The organism is Nonomuraea maheshkhaliensis, from assembly GCF_039529435.1.
Classification (GTDB): domain Bacteria; phylum Actinomycetota; class Actinomycetes; order Streptosporangiales; family Streptosporangiaceae; genus Nonomuraea; species Nonomuraea maheshkhaliensis.
Map to the genome: position 1 here is coordinate 125,231 of NZ_BAAAMU010000013.1, position 15,075 is coordinate 140,305.

Genomic DNA, 15,075 nt, shown 5'->3' on the forward strand with positions numbered 1-15,075 from the left:
ACATGGGAGTCTCCCGACAGGGGGTGGATCGGGAGATCAGGATGGCGTGCCGCGTCCGGCGCCCGCCTCGGCGGAAGTTACTCAACGAATACGACGTTCATCCCCATGTGAGTAATTTTCGCCGATGCCGGTATCGTCCCTGGTCAGAGAGGCTGTAGCGGTGACGGCGATGGACAGGAGCAACAGGTGAGGGCGCTGATCTCCCACGCGTACGGGCCGGTTGAGGAGTTGTCCTTCGCCGAAGTGCCCGTTCCCGTCCCGGGGCCGGGACAGGTGCTCGTCCGCGCCGAGGCCGCGGCGCTGAACCCGATCGACGCCAAGCTGGTCACGGGCGTGATGCGTTCGGCGATCCCGGTCATGCACCCGTTCGTGCCGGGCGTCGACGTCACGGGCGTGGTGACCCGGGTGGGCGAGGGGGCCACCCGGTTCGCGGTCGGCGAGCCCGTCCTGGCCTGGAACGGCGTCCGCTCCGGCGCGCTGGCCGAATATGTCATCGTCGACTCCGGGCCCGCCAGCGCGCGACGGCCCGACGGCCTGGACCCGCAGCGGGCGGCGGCGCTGCCGACGGGCGCGTTGACCGCCGCGGCTCTCATCGAAGCCGCCGCGCTCGGCCCGGGCATGACCGTGCTCATCGTCGGCGCCGCCGGCGGCCTCGGCTCCTATGCCGTCCAACTGGCCACGCAGGCCGGAGCCCGCGTCACCGCCACGGGCCCGGCCACGCAATCGGCTCTCCTGCGTGGCCTCGGCGCCGATATGGTGATCGACCACACCGTGGCAGAGGTCGCGCCGCAACTGCTGAACCTGCTCCCGGACGGCGTCGACGTCGTGATCGACCTCGCCAACGCCGGTCCCCGGCTCGACCGCAGCGCCGACGCCGCCCGCGCCGGTGGCCGGCTGGTCTCTCCGCTCGGCGGCCCGCCCGGCTTCGCCCGCGACGTGCGAGCCGTCTACACCGGCACCGTCCCCGTGCCGGGCCGGCTGGACGCGCTCGCCGCGCAGGCGGCACGCGGCACCCTGCGGGTCGTGATCGGCGCCACCTACGACTTCGCCGACGCCCGCCAGGCGCTCATCGACTTGGCCACGCAGCACAGCCAGGGAAAGGTGACCATCACCTTCTGACGGTTCCGCACGTTGAAAGGACGGACATGACAGCCCGCACGAGCACGCTCTCTCAGCCCGGCCCGGCGCAGGACATGGCATGAGCGGCACCCCGCTGGGCGACTTCCTGCGCGCCCGCCGCGAAGCGCTCAAGCCGCAGGACATCGGGCTGCCCGAGTACGGCCGCCGCCGGGTCAAGGGCCTGCGCCGCGAAGAGGTGGCGATGCTGGCCGGCATGAGCAGCGACTACTACGTACGGCTGGAGCAGGGCCGCGAGTCCAGCCCGTCCCCGCAGGTCGTCGACGCGGTCGCGCGGGCGCTGCGCCTGGACGCGGCCGCCACCGAGCACCTGTGGCGGCTGGTGCAGCCGCCGGAGGCGCGCACCTGGCGGCGTGCGCAGGACACCACCGTCAGCCCGCAACTGCTGCAGCTGATGGACGGCTGGTCCTCCTCGCCCGCCTTCGCGCTCGGTCCCGCGCTGGACATCCTGGCCTGCAACCCCATGGCGGCCGCGTTGCACGAGGGTTTCCACCCGCCGGACAACCTGGCCCGCATGGTGTTCGCCGACCCGGCCGGGCGGGAGTTCTACCAGGAGTGGGAACGGGCGGCGCACTCGTGCGTGGCGGAGATCCGCGCCGCCTACGGCCACGACCCCGGCAATCCGCGCATCGCCGAGGTCGTGGCGGACCTGTCGGCCGCCAGTGACGAGTTCGCCGAGCTGTGGGCGCGTCATGACGTCAAACCTAAGACCCAGGAGGGCAAGCACCTGCGCCATCCGGTCGTGGGCGACCTGCACATCCTGTTCTCGGCCTTCACCGTCAACGGGGCGCCGCACCAGCAGCTCGTCGTCTATCAGGCCGAGCCCGCCTCGCCCACCGCGCAGGCGTTCGAACGCTTGCGTGCCCGCGCCGACGACGCGCTGTCCAAGGCGGTGCGGGACGCGGATCAGGCGGTGACAGCACGAGCCGACTGACCCACCACGACACGACTTCACACGACCATGCCAAGAGGCCGGGGCCACGCCCCGGCCTCTTTTGTGCGCGGCCGGTTCTCCACCCGGCCCGGTTCCTAGGTATGACACTCCCAGGAATTCCGCGACCTTCTTACACCTCGCTGACCTGGGCAAACTCTCAAATGTCAGCCAAACGAAACGGAAGTGAAGGACACCGTCATGGCCACCTGGTTCATCACCGGAGCATCCCGCGGGCTCGGCGCCGAGATCGCCCGCACCGCCCTCGCCCAGGGCGACAACGTCGTCATCGCGGTCCGCAACCCGGCCCGGGTTCCGGACGACCTCGCCAAGGCCGCAAACGTGCTCACCGTCGCCCTGGACGTCACCGACAGCGCGGCCATCCCGGCCGCCGTCCAGGCCGCCGTCGACCGGTTCGGCCGGATCGACGTGCTCGTCAACAACGCCGGGCGAGGCTTGCTCGGCGCGCTGGAGGAGATCAGCGACGCCGAGGCCCGCTCCCTGTTCGACCTGAACGTCTTCGCCCTCATCGACATGACCCGCGCCGTGCTGCCCGTCATGCGCCGCCAGGGCTCCGGCAAGCTCGTGCACATCGGCTCGCGATCCGGCTTCGAGGGCGAGCCCGGGGTCAGCCTGTACAGCGCCTCGAAGTTCGCCGTGGCGGGCCTCAGCGAGGCACTGTCGAAGGAGCTGGCCCCGTTCGGCATCCAGTCGATGGTGGTCGAGCCGGGCGTGCTGCGCACCGACTTCCTGGACGCCAGCTCCCTGTCCACGGCCGCCGCCCGGATCGACGCCTACGACGGCACCCCGGCCCACGTGACCCTCGACTGGGCAGGCACCGCCAACCACACCCAGCTCGGCGACCCGGTCAAGGGCGCGGCACTGATCTACGAGGTCACCGGCCAGGACAGCCTGCCGACGCACCTGTACCTGGGCCCCGACACCCTGGAGCGGCTGCAGGTCAAGCTGGACCAGATCGAGCAGGACGTGGCCCCGTGGCGCGAGAAGTCCGCGGCCACCGCCCACGACGACGCCGCAGCCTGATCAACAGCCCGCCGTACCAGGCGAGCACAGCTCCACCTTCATGAGGGAGTCTGCGAACGGCGCCGACCTCCGCCGGCGCCTTCCCTCCCCGCACGTCACCTGGCCTGCCCCTGACCGCGGGCACCTCGCACACGCACACGAAAGAAGCCTTTGCCATGTCTCCTGCTGCTCTGCTCACCGGAACCCCGCTGGCCGGCCGCGTGGCCGTCGTCTCGGGCGCCTCCAGCGGCATCGGCGCCGCCACCGCCCTGCGCCTGGCCGAACTCGGCGCGAGCGTGGCCATGATGGCCCGGCGCAAGGACAAGCTGGAGGAGCTGACCGCGTCCATCAGCGCCGCCGGCGGCACCGCCATCGCCATCGCCGTCGACGTCACCGACCGGGAAGCCGTCGCGAACGCCGCCGCGCAGGTCGCCGACCGGCTCGGCACCGCCGACCTGGTGGTCAACAACGCTGGCGTCCAGCTCATCTCGCCGATCACCGATTTGAAGCAGGACGACTGGCAGCGCCAGATCGACCTGAACATCACCGGTGTCATGAACGTCATCGGCGCCTTCCTGCCGCACCTGACCGCCGCCGCCGAGGCCGGCCGCCCCGCGGACTTGATCACCACCTCCTCGATCGCGGCCACCCGGATCCTGGAGAAGTTCTCCGTCTACTCCGGCACCAAGGCCTACATCAGCCACATCACCCGGCTGCTGCGCGTCGAACTCGGACCCAAGAACATCCGGGTGGCCACGATCGAGCCCGGCATGGTCGACACCGAACTGCCCAGCCACGTCACCGACCCCGACGCCAGCGCCCTCATGGAAGGGCTGCTCACCGAGATCGACCCGCTGCGATCGGCGGACGTGGCTGAGACGGTGGCGTTCATCGCCGCCTCGCCCCGCCACGTCAACCTCACCGAGATCACCATCCTGCCCACCGCGCAGGCCGTCTGACCGGCCTCCTGCCCGGCTCCCCCGAGGAGCCGGGCAGGCCCGTCAAGGAGCACTCCATGAACCCTGCCGGATTCACGCCTTACCCGCTGGAGCAGGTGCACCGGCTCATCGAACCCGGGCCCGTCCTGCTCGTGTCCACCTTCGACGGCCGGCGGGCCAACCTGATGACCAACGGCTTCAACATGCCCGTCTCCCACCAGCCGCCGCTCATCGCCCTCATCGTCGGCCCGTGGGACCACAGTCACACCGCCCTGCGCGAGAGCGGCCAGTGCGTCCTGGCGATCCCCTCCATCGACCTGGCCGCGCAGGTGGTCGACGCCGGCAACACCTCCGGCCGCGACACCGACAAGTGGCGCCGCTTCAGCTTCACGCCCATACCTGCCGCCACCGTGGACGCGCCGCTGGTGGCCGAGTGCTTCGCCAACCTCGAATGCACGGTCGCCGACGACCGGCTCGCCGACGACCACCACCTGTGGATCCTCAAGGCCGAGCGGGCCTGGATCGACCCCGACCGGCGCGGCGCGGGCGAGTTCCATCACCGCGGCGACGGCACCTTCTCCGCCAACGCCGCCACCGTGGACCTGCGCCACCGCATGACCAAGTGGCAACACCTCACCCACGACTGACCTTTTCACCTCTCGGAGGAAGCCCCAATGAACGCCACCCTGGACCAACTGCGCCGACCCGTCCCCGGCCGCCGCATCCTGCTCACCGGAGCCGCCATCGTCACCATGGATCCGAAGCTGGGCGTCCTGCCCCGCGCCGACCTGCTCATCGACGGCGACCGGATCGCCGCCGTCGGTGTGGACCTGCCAGCAGGCGACGCGCTCATCGTCGACGTCACCGGCGCCGTCCTGGCCCCCGGCTTCGTCGACACCCACCGCCACGCTTGGGAGGCGCAACTGCGCCGCATCATGCCGGACGTCAACGACCTCGGCGAGTACGTCACCTCCACCCTGGCCGGCATCGCCCCCGCCTACCAGCCGCAGGACATGTACATCGGCACCCGCCTGGCCGCGCTGACCGCCATCGACAGCGGCATCACCACCATGCTCGACTTCTCCCACAACTCCCGCACCGCCGCCCACTCCGACGCCGCCATCCGGGCGCTGGCCGACACCGGCATCCGCGGCGTGCACGCCTCCATGCGCCCCCACTTCGGCGACTGGGACGGCCAGTGGCCCGCCGATCTGACCCGCCTGCACGACACCCACGTCGCCGACAACCCCCTGCTCACCCTGCGCCTGGCCGCCCTGGCCACCGACGAGGTCGCCGGCCCCGACCTCGCCTACGGCGACCACCTCGCCCGCACCGCCCGCGACCTCGGCATCGGCGTCAGCATCGACGCCGTCTTCGGCCAGACCTCCTCCCAGGCCATCCTCGACTGGGCCAAGCAGGGCCTCCTCAGCCCGGACGTCTCCCTCATCCACTGCACCGGCCTGACCCCGCAAGCCTGGCAGGCGATGGCCGACACAGGCGCCAACGTCGCCCTCGCTCCCACCTCCGACGCCCAGATCGGCCTGGAAAGCGCAATCCCCGCCATCGACGAGGCACTTGCCGTCGGCATCCGCCCCGGTCTCAGCATCGACGTCGAAGTCGCCCTCGCCAGCGACATGTTCACCCAGATGCGCGCCCTGCACGCCATCCAGCGGATGCGCGCCGTCAACACCTCCTACGGCACCAGCCACCAGCCCACCCGCATCGGCGTGCAGGACGTGCTCGACTTCGCCACCCTGCAAGGCGCCAGGAGCATCGGCCTGGGTGACGTCACCGGCTCTCTCACCCCCGGCAAGCAGGCCGACGTGCTCGTCGTACGTGCCGACGACCTCAACAACATGCCGCTCAACGACCCCATCGGCACCCTCGTCCTCGGCTCCGACGCCCGCAACATCGACACCGTCCTCATCGCCGGACAGGTCCGCAAATGGGCCGGCAATGTCCTCGACGTCGACCTGGCAGCCCTGCGCGAAGACGTGCGTGCCTCCCGCGACCGCGTCTTGAACGCCTCCGGACACGCCGACCGACGCATCTGACCGGCCGCACCGTCGCCGGCGCGATCAGCGGGTCGGCCCGGCCTGCCTGGCCGACCCGCACGCCCGGGTAACCGCCACACCTCGTCACCAGCCACGGCCCGGCCACTCGCCTCGGCCGGCCCACCATGCCCCTCACCCGTCACTGGCAAGGAGCCCGCCCATGTTGAGAAACACCCTGCACCTGTTCGGACTGTTCACCACCCTGCTCGCCTGCGCCGCTCCGGCCGCCGGCCGCCCGGAGCCCGCCCCTCACCCGTACGTCGGCATGTGGGTCACCGCCGACGGGCGCATCCGCCAGGAACTCCTCCCCAACGGCCGCTACGAGGAGGAACGCGACGGCCGCAAACGCGCCTACACCGGCCGCTACACCGTCAACGGCACGCACCTCGACTACTACGACGACCTGGGCTTCACCGCCACCGGCGACGTGCGAGACGGCGTGCTCTACCACGAGCACCTGGTGCTCTACCGCGAAACCTGACCGCACCGGCCCGTACCACCCATAGAAGGGACAAGCCATGCCACGCACCGTGCCGGCCATCCTGGCGTGTGCGGCCCTGGCGCTCATCGTGGCCGGCGGATGCGCCACCACTGTGGCACCCACACGCCTCGCTACCACGACCATCACCACCCCCGAGGGCCGCACCACCGATCAGGACGCGGCCGATCAGGACGCCGCTGGCCAGAGCCGCCCGTTCGAACCGGTCACCATCGCCGCCCTGAACACGCCCTGGGCTCTCGCCTTCCTGCCCGACCGCCGTGTCGTGGTCACCGAGAAGGCCGGCAGGCTCCTCCTGCTCACCTCCGACGGCTTCGTCCAGCCGGTCGGAGGGGTCCCTCCCGTCTCCGCCGGAGTCCAGAACGGCCTGCTCGACATCGCCCCGTCGCCAGGCTTCGCCACCGACCGCCTCCTGTACTTCACCTACTCCGCGCCCGGCCCGGACGGCGGTCTGCGCCTGGCCCGGGCCCGGCTGGACGAGAGCGGCGCCACCGCGCGCCTCACCGCGATCGACATCATCTGGCGGCAGGAGAGGGACAACGGCAGCTTCTGGGGCGGCGTCATCACCTTCTCCCCGGACGGCCGCCACCTGTTCCTGGCCGTCCGTGACTCCGCCCGCAACTCCACCGACCCGTCCGGCGCCCAGGACGGCGACCGTTCCCTGGGCAAGGTGCTGCGCCTCAACCCTGACGGCTCCACCCCCGCCGACAACCCCGACGCCGCCGCGGGCGGCATGCGCGGCCAGATCTGGACCAGCGGCCACCGCACCAGCTACGGCCTGGCCCACGCCCCGGACGGAACCCTGTGGCAGAGCGAGATGGGCCCGCAAGGCGGCGACGAACTCAACGTGCTGCGTCCCGGCGACAACTACGGCTGGCCCCTGGTCTCCGAGGGCGCCGACTACGACGGCACGCCCCTGCCCCGCCACGCCGGCCGCCCCGACCTGCACGCCCCCACCTTGTCCTGGACCCCCGTCATCGCGCCTGGCGGCATGGCCTTCTACCACGGGGGCGCCTTTCCCGCCTGGGACGGCTCCCTCCTGCTTGCCGGCCTGGTCTCCGAGTCCCTGGTCCGCGTCACCATCGACGCCGCAGGCCGCGCCCGCGAAGCCGAACGCTGGGCCATGGGCAGCCGGATCCGGGACGTCGCCGTGGCCGGCGACGGCAGCGTCTGGTACGTGGAGGACGCCGGTCCCGGCCGTCTCGTCCGTCTTACCCCCCTCCAATAGTGACCCTCAGAGGAACCCGGCGATGAGCCATCGAAGCATCGAGATCGTGGTCGTCGTGGTGACGGCCGTGCTGGCCCTGACCTGGCTCGCCAGGAGATTCCGGCTCAGCGAGCCCATGCTGCTGCTGGCCGGCGGAGCCCTGATCGGGCTGCTGCCCCACTTCGGCGACATCCCGCTGCCGCCCGAGGTCGTGCTGTTCCTCTTCCTGCCCGCCCTGCTGTACTACGAGTCCCTGACGACCTCGCTGCGCGAGATCCGGGCCAACCTGCGCTCCATCACCCTTCAGGCCACCGGCCTGGTCGTGCTCACCACCGCGGCGGTGGCCGTCCTCGCCCACGCCGCCGGTCTGTCCTGGCCCCTGGCGTTCGTGCTGGGCGCCGTGCTCGGCCCCACCGACGCGGTGGCCGTCGCGGCGGTGGCCCGCGGCCTGCCCCGGCGCACCGTCACCATGCTGCGCGCCGAATCCCTGATCAACGACGCCACCGCGCTGGTGCTGCTCGCGGTCGCCCTCGAAGCGGCCGTGCAGGGTGTGCCGTTCACCTGGAGCGGCACCACGCTGCGCGTCACCCTCTCCTACGCCGGCGGCATCGCCACCGGGCTCGCCGCCGCCGGAATCGTCGCCCTCATCCGACGCCGCTGGCGCGACCCCATGCTCAACAGCGGCCTGAGCGTCCTGACCCCCTACGCCGCCTTCCTGCCCGCCGAACTCCTGCACGCCTCCGGCGTCCTGGCGGTCGTCACCTGCGGCCTGGCCCTCAGCCAGGCCGGCCCCCGGCTCATCCCGCCGACCGCCCGTCTGCAGGCCGTCTCCTTCTGGGAGGTCACCACCTTCCTGCTCAACGGAGCGCTGTTCGTCCTGGTCGGCATGCAGCTCCCGGCCGCGGTGCGCGGCCTGGCGTCCTTCACGCTGCCGCACGCACTGCTGCTCGCGTCGGGGGTGAGCGCCGTCGTCATCGGCGTGCGCCTGCTGTGGTTCTACACCGTCCCCTACCTGGTGCGGATCCTCGACCGGCGGCCCCGCCAGCGCGACCGGCGCATCGCTGCCCGGCACCGGCTGCCCCTCGCCTGGGCCGGCATGCGCGGCGCCATCTCCCTGGCCGCGGCCCTGTCCGTGCCTGCCCTCACCGCGCGAGGACTGCCCGTCCAGGACCGCGACGCCATCGTGTTCATCACCACCGTCGTCATCCTGACCAGCCTGGTCCTGCTCGGACCGCCGCTGCCCGCCCTCATCCGCTGGGCCCGCCTGCCCGCCGACCCCACGCAGGCCGAGGAAGAGCGCCTGGCCGTCCGCGAGATCACCCGCGCGGCCCTGACCGCCCTTCCCGATCAGGCCGCCCGTCTCGGCACCCCCGCGCCCATCGCCGACGCGCTCGCTCGCGATCTCACCGGCCGCGGGCCCCACAGCCAGGCAGAGTCGGCCGAGCACGCCCGGCGGCTGCGGCTCGCCCTGCTCCAGGTGCAGCGCGCCACCCTGATCGGGCTCCGCGACCGCCGGCACATCGACGACATCGTCCTACGCCGCCTGCAATCCCGGCTGGACGCCGAACAACTCAGCCTTGAAGTAGACGAGGAGGACGCTCATACCTCTCCGGGCGGAGTGCGAGGCGGCAGTGTCACTCGCGGGTCCGCAGCGGCGACACCAGGGCGGGCCGCAGAGCAGCACGGGTCGTGAGCACGTTCGTCACCCCGGTCGCCAGCAGCACGCCTGCCAGCACGCCGCCCGCGAGCGGCCAGGGAACAGCCACCATCGCAACCCCGGTGACGCCGCTCGTGACGGCCAGCGCCGCCGTGAGCGTCCCGGCGGCGGCCAACAGACCCAGCAACAGCCCGGACGCGGCCACCGCCCAACTCTCCATCAATGCTATAAGGACGACCTGGCGCCGTGTCAGACCGGCCGCCCGCGCCGCCGCGAACTCGCTCCGCCGCTCCGCACCGGCGATCACCACGGAGTTGATGACGCCGATCAACGCGTACAAGCCGCCCAGCCCGAGCACGACCAGCAGCGTGGAGGTGCTCATGGTGCTTGCGGACGCGGCCTGCCCGAAGAGCCAGCCGTCCAGGCCGCTGACGCTCCCCATCGCGGACAGCCGAGCGGCCACCTGCCGCATGTCCGCGCCGCCCTCCAAGGTCACGAAGGTCGTCGACGGCGCCTGGGCGAGCTGCGCGGCCGGCAGGACATGATGGGATCGACGTCGGCTGCCGCGGGCGCCCGGCGGCCGGAAGCGGGGGCGCGTCGGTCGGCCAGGAACACCGGCCCGGCGGTGCGGCCGGCCAGCAGGCGGGGCAGCAGCCGGGCGGTCGGGGTGGCCCAGTGTACGCGCTCGATGGCGCCGCCCTCGGAGACGACGCGGGCGCGGCGGAATTCCAGGTCGAGGTCTTCGACGTTGAGGGTGAGGATTTCTTCGGCTCTGGCGGCCGTGTCGTAGAGGAGCCGCCACAGCACGCGCTCGCGCTGGGCGTGTGAGGTGTCGGCGAACAGCGTCTCCAGCCGGGCACGCGGGATGGAGCGGTCGCCGCGGCGGGCGGGTTTGCGGCGCTCCAGGCTCCGGGCGGGGTTGGTGGCCAGCAGGTCCTGGCGCTGGGCCCAGGAGGTGAAGGTGGAGTTGGCCCAAGGCCAGGTAGTTAAGGGCTCTTGCGCTGCTGGCAAGGGTGTTCAGGAGATTGGCCGGGCGGTGTAGATGCCTGGCCCGATCTTGTAGATGAGCCGGCTGCTGGCCCAGCGGGACAGCTGCCGGTACATGGTGTTCAGGGTGACATCGCCGAGGTGGCGGGCGATATCCCGGGCCGGCCAGGAGCGGCCGGGGTCTTGGTGGAGAAGGGCCAGGACCTGTTGTTGTCTGCGGCGGTCGGCCGGAGGGATGGGGCGCTCGTCCCGGGAGACGGCAGGAGGCGTGGGCGTGGGTCGCGTGAGGGTGATGACCAGGCCGGTGATGGTGCGGCTGTGGTCGGGCCTGCCGTCGTCGAGTCGTTCTTTGCAGCGGGAGACGGGCGATCTGACCTTCCGGGTGCTCGCCCGCGGTCGGCGGGCCGGGAGCAGTCCGGCCAGGATGGCGCGGGTGATGACTCCTGCGGCCGGGGCGGGGTCGTCGCTGGTCACGCCGGCGGCTTGGATCACCTGGTCGCGGGCGGTCTGCTGGGCGATGGTGAAGTCACAGTGATCTGCGCGTCGACGACCCGCACGTTGACCGTGCCGATCACCGACAGGTAGGAGCCGTCGGCCAGGCGGGACAGGATCGGCGCGCGGCGATTGCTGCGCAGACGGCCCAGGATCTGGGCTCCAGTGCCCGTCACCGCGGGGAGGAAGTCGTTGCCGTCGAAGCCCTTGTCCCACAACACCAGCATGTCCGGCCTCAGCAGGTGCAGCAGCCGCTTGGCATATTCGGTCTCGCCCGTGGCGGTGGGCCCGAAGACAGCGCCGATCATCGCCCGGGTGCCGGTCTCCACCAGCGACATCAGCTCCAGCTGGGGATAGCCGCCATGGGCCAGCCGATCCAGCCAGGCCCGGTTCCGGCCGGTATCGGGCACCTTCAGTGAGCTGCAACCGTCGAAGGAGACCGTCCGATAGCAGCCGAACCGAACCCCGGGCGTCACCGGCTGCGCCAGCGGGCCGCACACACCCTCGAACAGCGCCCGCATCGGCGCAGCCCCCACCCGGCGGCACAGGTCGCGTAACGCCTTCGCGGTCGGTGAAGCAACAGCGGACAGCCCGGCCAGGGCGCTGGTCATCCTGTCCCAGACGAGCCGGTAGCCGACCTCCGGGACAGGCACATCGCCAGCAGAAATACACCCCGACCCGCGAAGGAAGCTCCCGGAGCCGACGCTGCACCCGGCCCGTCTCCGCCAGCACCGCATCCACCAGCTCGAACGGCACTACCTGCGTGAGCTCTCCCAGATGGCCCGGTGCGAACACCCCCGCGGCCACCCGCACCACCCGGGAAATGACAAACTGATCCCGCAGGGGGACTCCACTCTTCAGATGATCTTCGCCGACATCTGATCTACAGGAGTCCCGTTGCACAGCTCAGCCGATTGACAAAAACCGAATCCTCATAACTACCCGGCCTTGGGGTAACTCCAGGCTGACGGCCGGCGCGGTCTATCCGTCATGACAGCCGTCGCGGCTACGCACTCGTCGAACCTTCCGACAGCGTCAGCATCGCCGCGACTTGACTGATGCGGATCCCTTTCGCGCCCTGCTCAGTCCTCGTCCTGCCACCTGCGCAGATCCGTCTGGTCATGATAGGCCATGCGGTCCGGCGTGGTGATGAATTCCATCGTCGTGCCCCAGGGCATGCGGCAGTAGCAGACCTTGTTTCCAGGACCTTTCTCCGTTGCATAGGGAATAGCGCGAGGCGCTGTGAGTGGGGTGCCTCCGGCCTTTTCGAAGCGCTCAACCGATGCGTCGATGTCGTCGGTGTAGAGAGCGAAGTGCGTGATGCCGAAGTCGCTCGCTCGGATCGGCTGGGCTTGTTCGGGGCCGTGCATTTCGAAGAGCTCGATATCGGGTCCGGTTCCGATCTTGACCATCGCCTGCGCGCGCACGACCGTTCCAGGGAAAGCGCCAACGGCCCGCTCGAATTCGGGTCCCTGCCGCGGCGGATCCTGCGGTCCGAAGGACTGATAGATCACCTGGCCGCCGAAAGCTTCCACCAGGAACGATTTTGCGGCTTCGATGTCGGGCACTGTGATGCCGATATGATTGACGCCGCGAATGACAGGTGCGGTCATGACAGTTTTCCTTTCTTGTTTGATCGATCGATCGGGATAGGTGCGGGCGCAACTTGCCCGCAGTGTCGCGATCCGCCCGGCCCACGACGGCGCGGTCGCAGAGTTTCACTTGGTCTTGCGGAAATCGATCAGAGCGGCCGCGACTTCATCCGGCCGTTCGTCCGCGACATAGTGGCTGCACTGCGCAATCGAGCCGCCCGTCACATTGCTGGCGAACTCTTTGAGCATCGGCACCATCTGCGCACCGAAGCGCTGATCCCCGCCGAGACCTAGCACCGGTATCTCGAGCGGTTGCCTCTTGTACTCGAGCGCGGCCGCATGGTCGGCGGTGAGAGTCCGATACCATTCCATGCCGCCGCGGGTGCGGCCAGGAAGCGCCATCGCTCTCGCGTAGATCTCGATGTCCGCCGGATTGAAGGTGCTGTGATCGTAGAACCGCTCAGACATGAAGGTCGAAATATAGTCATATTCACGGCCATGGATCAGGCGCTCGGGTAGATCCCGGTTCATATGGAAGCTGAAGTGCCAAAGCCTTGCGGTCGTCGCCTCCCATCCGGTCCAGCCGGGAAGCGGAACGTCGAGGACGGCCAGATGGGTAACAGCCTCCCGATAGATGGCGGCCTGCGGCAAGGCGACCATTCCGCCGATGTCATGTCCGCACACGGCGTAGCGTTCATGCCCAAGGGCAACCATGACTTCGTGCGCGTCGCGCGCCATCGTCGCCTTGTCATAGCCGTCGAGCGGGCAGTCGGAAAAGCCCGCGCCGCGCAGATCGATGGCCACCACGCTGAAATGCTCGGCCAGCAGCGGCATCACATCGTGCCATTCCCACCATGTTTCCGGCCAGCCGTGAAGCAGAAGGATCGGCGGGCCTGAGCCTCCCGTGACAGCGTTGATCTTGATACCATTCACCGGCACAAGTTGCTGGGTAAACCCCTTCAAAGTTGCGATCATGATCGCTTTCCAGTCAGATGTCGACGTTCAAACAGAGCTCGCGGCCAGCGCTCTCAGGGGCTGGTCGAAATCGGTGGCGATCGTGATGTCGCGCCAGGCGTCGATATCGCTGCGGAAGGCAGCCAGCTTTCGCTCAGCGATGGAGAGCGCGATCGGGCCGAGCGGCAGATGCAGCGGGGCGTCATCGGCGTCGACTGCCTGCAGGATCACCGCGATCGCCTTGTCGGGATCGCCCGCCTGATTGCCGTTGTTGGTTTCGCGACAGTGCTTGCGCGAGCTCGCGGCGTATTCCGGCATCTCGTTGGCCGCCGTCGTGATCGAGCGGCCAAGGAAATCGGTGCGAAACGGCCCAGGCTCGACGATCAGCACGCGGATGCCGAACGGCTTCAGCTCGCCGGCGAGCGCTTCGGAAATCCCTTCCACGGCGAATTTGGCGGCGTTGTGATGACCTCCGCCGCCGCCAGCGATGCCGGCGGCAGACGACATGTTGACGATCGTTCCGCCCGAACGTCGCAACACGGGCAGGGCGGCTCTGGTGGGTTCGATCAGACCGAAGACGTTCACCTCGAACATCGGCCGATATTCCTCGGGCGCGCCTTCGCGCGCGTCCTGGATGGAGGGCAGCCCGGAGATGAGCTCGTCCTGGCGCTCGAAGGCGTCGCCGTCGTTGAGGCTCGGCGTCGCGCGCAGCACCTCCTTGACGGCCGCCAGCGCCAGCGGCGCATTCCTGGCGACGCGGTCCGCAAGGTCATGCTCGGCGCACGACGTCCTTTCGTCCATCATCGAGAATTCCGCCCGCCGTGGGCCCCACCCCTGCACCCAGACATGTCACTCAGTCTTGCTGCACCTAGGGCAAACGCGAGAAATGCGATAGGCACAGCGTGGTAGATCAATGACCTGAATCCAACCTGAGCCACGGATCACGGACTGGCCGCAGGCGGCGGGTGCTGCTGGACCGGGTCGTCGCCCTGTTCGTCCTGCTCTATGCCCAGCCCGTCATCCGCCTTCTCGGCGTCCTGCTCCCGAAGCTGACCTCAGCCCCAAAGTAACGTTCGGTAGCTGAATGGCTCACCGGCGTGGCAGTGGGTGTCTACGCTCGCTGTTCCGCTTGGGCGGCGGTCAGGGTGTTGTGGACGACGCCGATGGAGACCTTGACGCCGGCGGCGATGGTGCGGATGGATTCGCCACGCTGGCGGCAGGCGAGGATGGCAGCGCGTTTGTCGTCGTCGACCACCGGGCGACGGCCGCCGACGCGGCCTCGGCGGCGGGCGGCTTCGAGGGGTCCGTGTAGTCCTGGGGAAATTTTGGTCGGATTTCGCTGGCCTGCACTGATGCCCGTCAAGTTCCGTTCGCTGATCACTTTCGCTACGGTGCGTACGGTCCTGGCTGGGTTGCGCTGTGGAGGTGGTCGATGTCGACCCGGATGTTCTCCGAAGGCCAGCTGGAGCGGCTGCGCTCGTACCCTGACATCGGCCGCGACGATCTGATCCGGTACCTCACCCTAACGCCCGCCGACGTCGCGTTCATCGATCCGGGAGACCTCGCTCTTGGAGATGCCGGAGTCGGCACCGAGGGCTTTGACC

At 69.8% G+C, this 15,075-nt stretch carries 17 protein-coding genes and 1 pseudogene; 9 read left to right on the forward strand and 9 right to left on the reverse strand.

Annotated elements, in window-relative coordinates; all coding sequences use genetic code 11:
• Positions 1-186 precede the first annotated feature (186 nt).
• The 9 genes from ABFX54_RS11870 to ABFX54_RS11910 all read left to right on the forward strand — a co-directional run bounded on the left by ABFX54_RS11870 (position 187) and on the right by ABFX54_RS11910 (position 9,482).
• Positions 187-1,119 (forward strand): NADP-dependent oxidoreductase, encoded by a 933-nt coding sequence (locus tag ABFX54_RS11870; protein ID WP_346104103.1) that lies wholly within the window; start codon positions 187-189, stop codon positions 1,117-1,119.
• Between the two features lie 79 nt (positions 1,120-1,198).
• Positions 1,199-2,071 carry a helix-turn-helix transcriptional regulator gene (locus tag ABFX54_RS11875; RefSeq protein WP_346104105.1) on the forward strand — a complete coding sequence of 291 codons (873 nt, stop codon included), beginning with the start codon at positions 1,199-1,201 and terminating at the stop codon, positions 2,069-2,071.
• A 198-nt stretch (positions 2,072-2,269) separates the two neighbouring features.
• Positions 2,270-3,112, forward strand: coding sequence for an SDR family NAD(P)-dependent oxidoreductase (locus ABFX54_RS11880; protein ID WP_346104107.1), 843 nt, complete (start codon positions 2,270-2,272; stop codon positions 3,110-3,112).
• 155 nt (positions 3,113-3,267) lie between these two features.
• The gene (locus ABFX54_RS11885; RefSeq protein WP_346104109.1) at positions 3,268-4,050 is read left to right on the forward strand and encodes an SDR family oxidoreductase; all 783 of its coding nucleotides are present in this window, start codon (positions 3,268-3,270) and stop codon (positions 4,048-4,050) included.
• A 56-nt stretch (positions 4,051-4,106) separates the two neighbouring features.
• Positions 4,107-4,676 (forward strand): flavin reductase family protein, encoded by a 570-nt coding sequence (locus ABFX54_RS11890; protein ID WP_346104110.1) that lies wholly within the window; start codon positions 4,107-4,109, stop codon positions 4,674-4,676.
• A 27-nt stretch (positions 4,677-4,703) separates the two neighbouring features.
• Positions 4,704-6,083, forward strand: coding sequence for an amidohydrolase family protein (locus tag ABFX54_RS11895; protein ID WP_346104112.1), 1,380 nt, complete (start codon positions 4,704-4,706; stop codon positions 6,081-6,083).
• 160 nt (positions 6,084-6,243) lie between these two features.
• Positions 6,244-6,564 carry an Atu4866 domain-containing protein gene (locus ABFX54_RS11900; protein ID WP_346104114.1) on the forward strand — a complete coding sequence of 107 codons (321 nt, stop codon included), beginning with the start codon at positions 6,244-6,246 and terminating at the stop codon, positions 6,562-6,564.
• A gap of 37 nt (positions 6,565-6,601) precedes the next feature.
• Positions 6,602-7,810, forward strand: a complete 1,209-nt coding sequence (locus tag ABFX54_RS11905) for a PQQ-dependent sugar dehydrogenase (RefSeq protein WP_346104116.1) — start codon at positions 6,602-6,604, stop codon at positions 7,808-7,810.
• Between the two features lie 22 nt (positions 7,811-7,832).
• Positions 7,833-9,482: a Na+/H+ antiporter gene (locus ABFX54_RS11910; protein WP_346104118.1), complete on the forward strand. Its 1,650-nt coding sequence runs from the start codon at positions 7,833-7,835 to the stop codon at positions 9,480-9,482.
• Here ABFX54_RS11910 and ABFX54_RS11915 read toward each other — a convergent pair.
• The 9 genes and pseudogenes from ABFX54_RS11915 to ABFX54_RS11950 all read right to left on the reverse strand — a co-directional run bounded on the left by ABFX54_RS11915 (position 9,424) and on the right by ABFX54_RS11950 (position 14,852).
• Positions 9,424-9,942, reverse strand: a complete 519-nt coding sequence (locus tag ABFX54_RS11915; protein WP_346104120.1) for an FtsX-like permease family protein — start codon at positions 9,940-9,942, stop codon at positions 9,424-9,426. The two genes, ABFX54_RS11910 and ABFX54_RS11915, sit on opposite strands and share 59 nt — an antisense overlap.
• Positions 9,939-10,457, reverse strand: a complete 519-nt coding sequence (locus ABFX54_RS11920) for a hypothetical protein (protein ID WP_346104122.1) — start codon at positions 10,455-10,457, stop codon at positions 9,939-9,941. The genes ABFX54_RS11915 and ABFX54_RS11920 overlap by 4 nt, the downstream gene beginning before the upstream one ends.
• A gap of 6 nt (positions 10,458-10,463) precedes the next feature.
• Complete coding sequence (locus ABFX54_RS11925; protein ID WP_346104123.1) at positions 10,464-10,907, reverse strand: hypothetical protein; 444 nt, start codon at positions 10,905-10,907, stop codon at positions 10,464-10,466.
• A 14-nt stretch (positions 10,908-10,921) separates the two neighbouring features.
• Positions 10,922-11,578: a transposase domain-containing protein gene (locus ABFX54_RS11930; RefSeq protein ID WP_346104125.1), complete on the reverse strand. Its 657-nt coding sequence runs from the start codon at positions 11,576-11,578 to the stop codon at positions 10,922-10,924.
• A gap of 16 nt (positions 11,579-11,594) precedes the next feature.
• Positions 11,595-11,828 (reverse strand): annotated as a pseudogene (locus ABFX54_RS56915) (transposase domain-containing protein); the annotation flags it as partial.
• A gap of 179 nt (positions 11,829-12,007) precedes the next feature.
• Positions 12,008-12,538, reverse strand: a complete 531-nt coding sequence (locus ABFX54_RS11935) for a VOC family protein (protein WP_028177664.1) — start codon at positions 12,536-12,538, stop codon at positions 12,008-12,010.
• 105 nt (positions 12,539-12,643) lie between these two features.
• Positions 12,644-13,492 (reverse strand): alpha/beta fold hydrolase, encoded by an 849-nt coding sequence (locus ABFX54_RS11940; protein ID WP_346104127.1) that lies wholly within the window; start codon positions 13,490-13,492, stop codon positions 12,644-12,646.
• A 27-nt stretch (positions 13,493-13,519) separates the two neighbouring features.
• Positions 13,520-14,275, reverse strand: coding sequence for an SDR family NAD(P)-dependent oxidoreductase (locus tag ABFX54_RS11945; RefSeq protein ID WP_346104129.1), 756 nt, complete (start codon positions 14,273-14,275; stop codon positions 13,520-13,522).
• Positions 14,276-14,582: 307 nt separating this feature from the next.
• Complete coding sequence (locus ABFX54_RS11950; protein WP_346104131.1) at positions 14,583-14,852, reverse strand: hypothetical protein; 270 nt, start codon at positions 14,850-14,852, stop codon at positions 14,583-14,585.
• Positions 14,853-15,075 lie beyond the last annotated feature (223 nt).

Coding starts and splice junctions, on each gene's coding strand:
- ABFX54_RS11875 (WP_346104105.1), top strand. CDS start 1,199: ATGAGCGGCACCCCGCTGGGCGACTTCCTGCGCGCCCGCCGCGAAGCG.
- ABFX54_RS11880 (WP_346104107.1), top strand. CDS start 2,270: ATGGCCACCTGGTTCATCACCGGAGCATCCCGCGGGCTCGGCGCCGAG.
- ABFX54_RS11885 (WP_346104109.1), top strand. CDS start 3,268: ATGTCTCCTGCTGCTCTGCTCACCGGAACCCCGCTGGCCGGCCGCGTG.
- ABFX54_RS11890 (WP_346104110.1), top strand. CDS start 4,107: ATGAACCCTGCCGGATTCACGCCTTACCCGCTGGAGCAGGTGCACCGG.
- ABFX54_RS11895 (WP_346104112.1), top strand. CDS start 4,704: ATGAACGCCACCCTGGACCAACTGCGCCGACCCGTCCCCGGCCGCCGC.
- ABFX54_RS11900 (WP_346104114.1), top strand. CDS start 6,244: ATGTTGAGAAACACCCTGCACCTGTTCGGACTGTTCACCACCCTGCTC.
- ABFX54_RS11905 (WP_346104116.1), top strand. CDS start 6,602: ATGCCACGCACCGTGCCGGCCATCCTGGCGTGTGCGGCCCTGGCGCTC.
- ABFX54_RS11910 (WP_346104118.1), top strand. CDS start 7,833: ATGAGCCATCGAAGCATCGAGATCGTGGTCGTCGTGGTGACGGCCGTG.
- ABFX54_RS11935 (WP_028177664.1), bottom strand. CDS start 12,538: ATGACCGCACCTGTCATTCGCGGCGTCAATCATATCGGCATCACAGTG.
- ABFX54_RS11940 (WP_346104127.1), bottom strand. CDS start 13,492: ATGATCGCAACTTTGAAGGGGTTTACCCAGCAACTTGTGCCGGTGAAT.
- ABFX54_RS11945 (WP_346104129.1), bottom strand. CDS start 14,275: ATGATGGACGAAAGGACGTCGTGCGCCGAGCATGACCTTGCGGACCGC.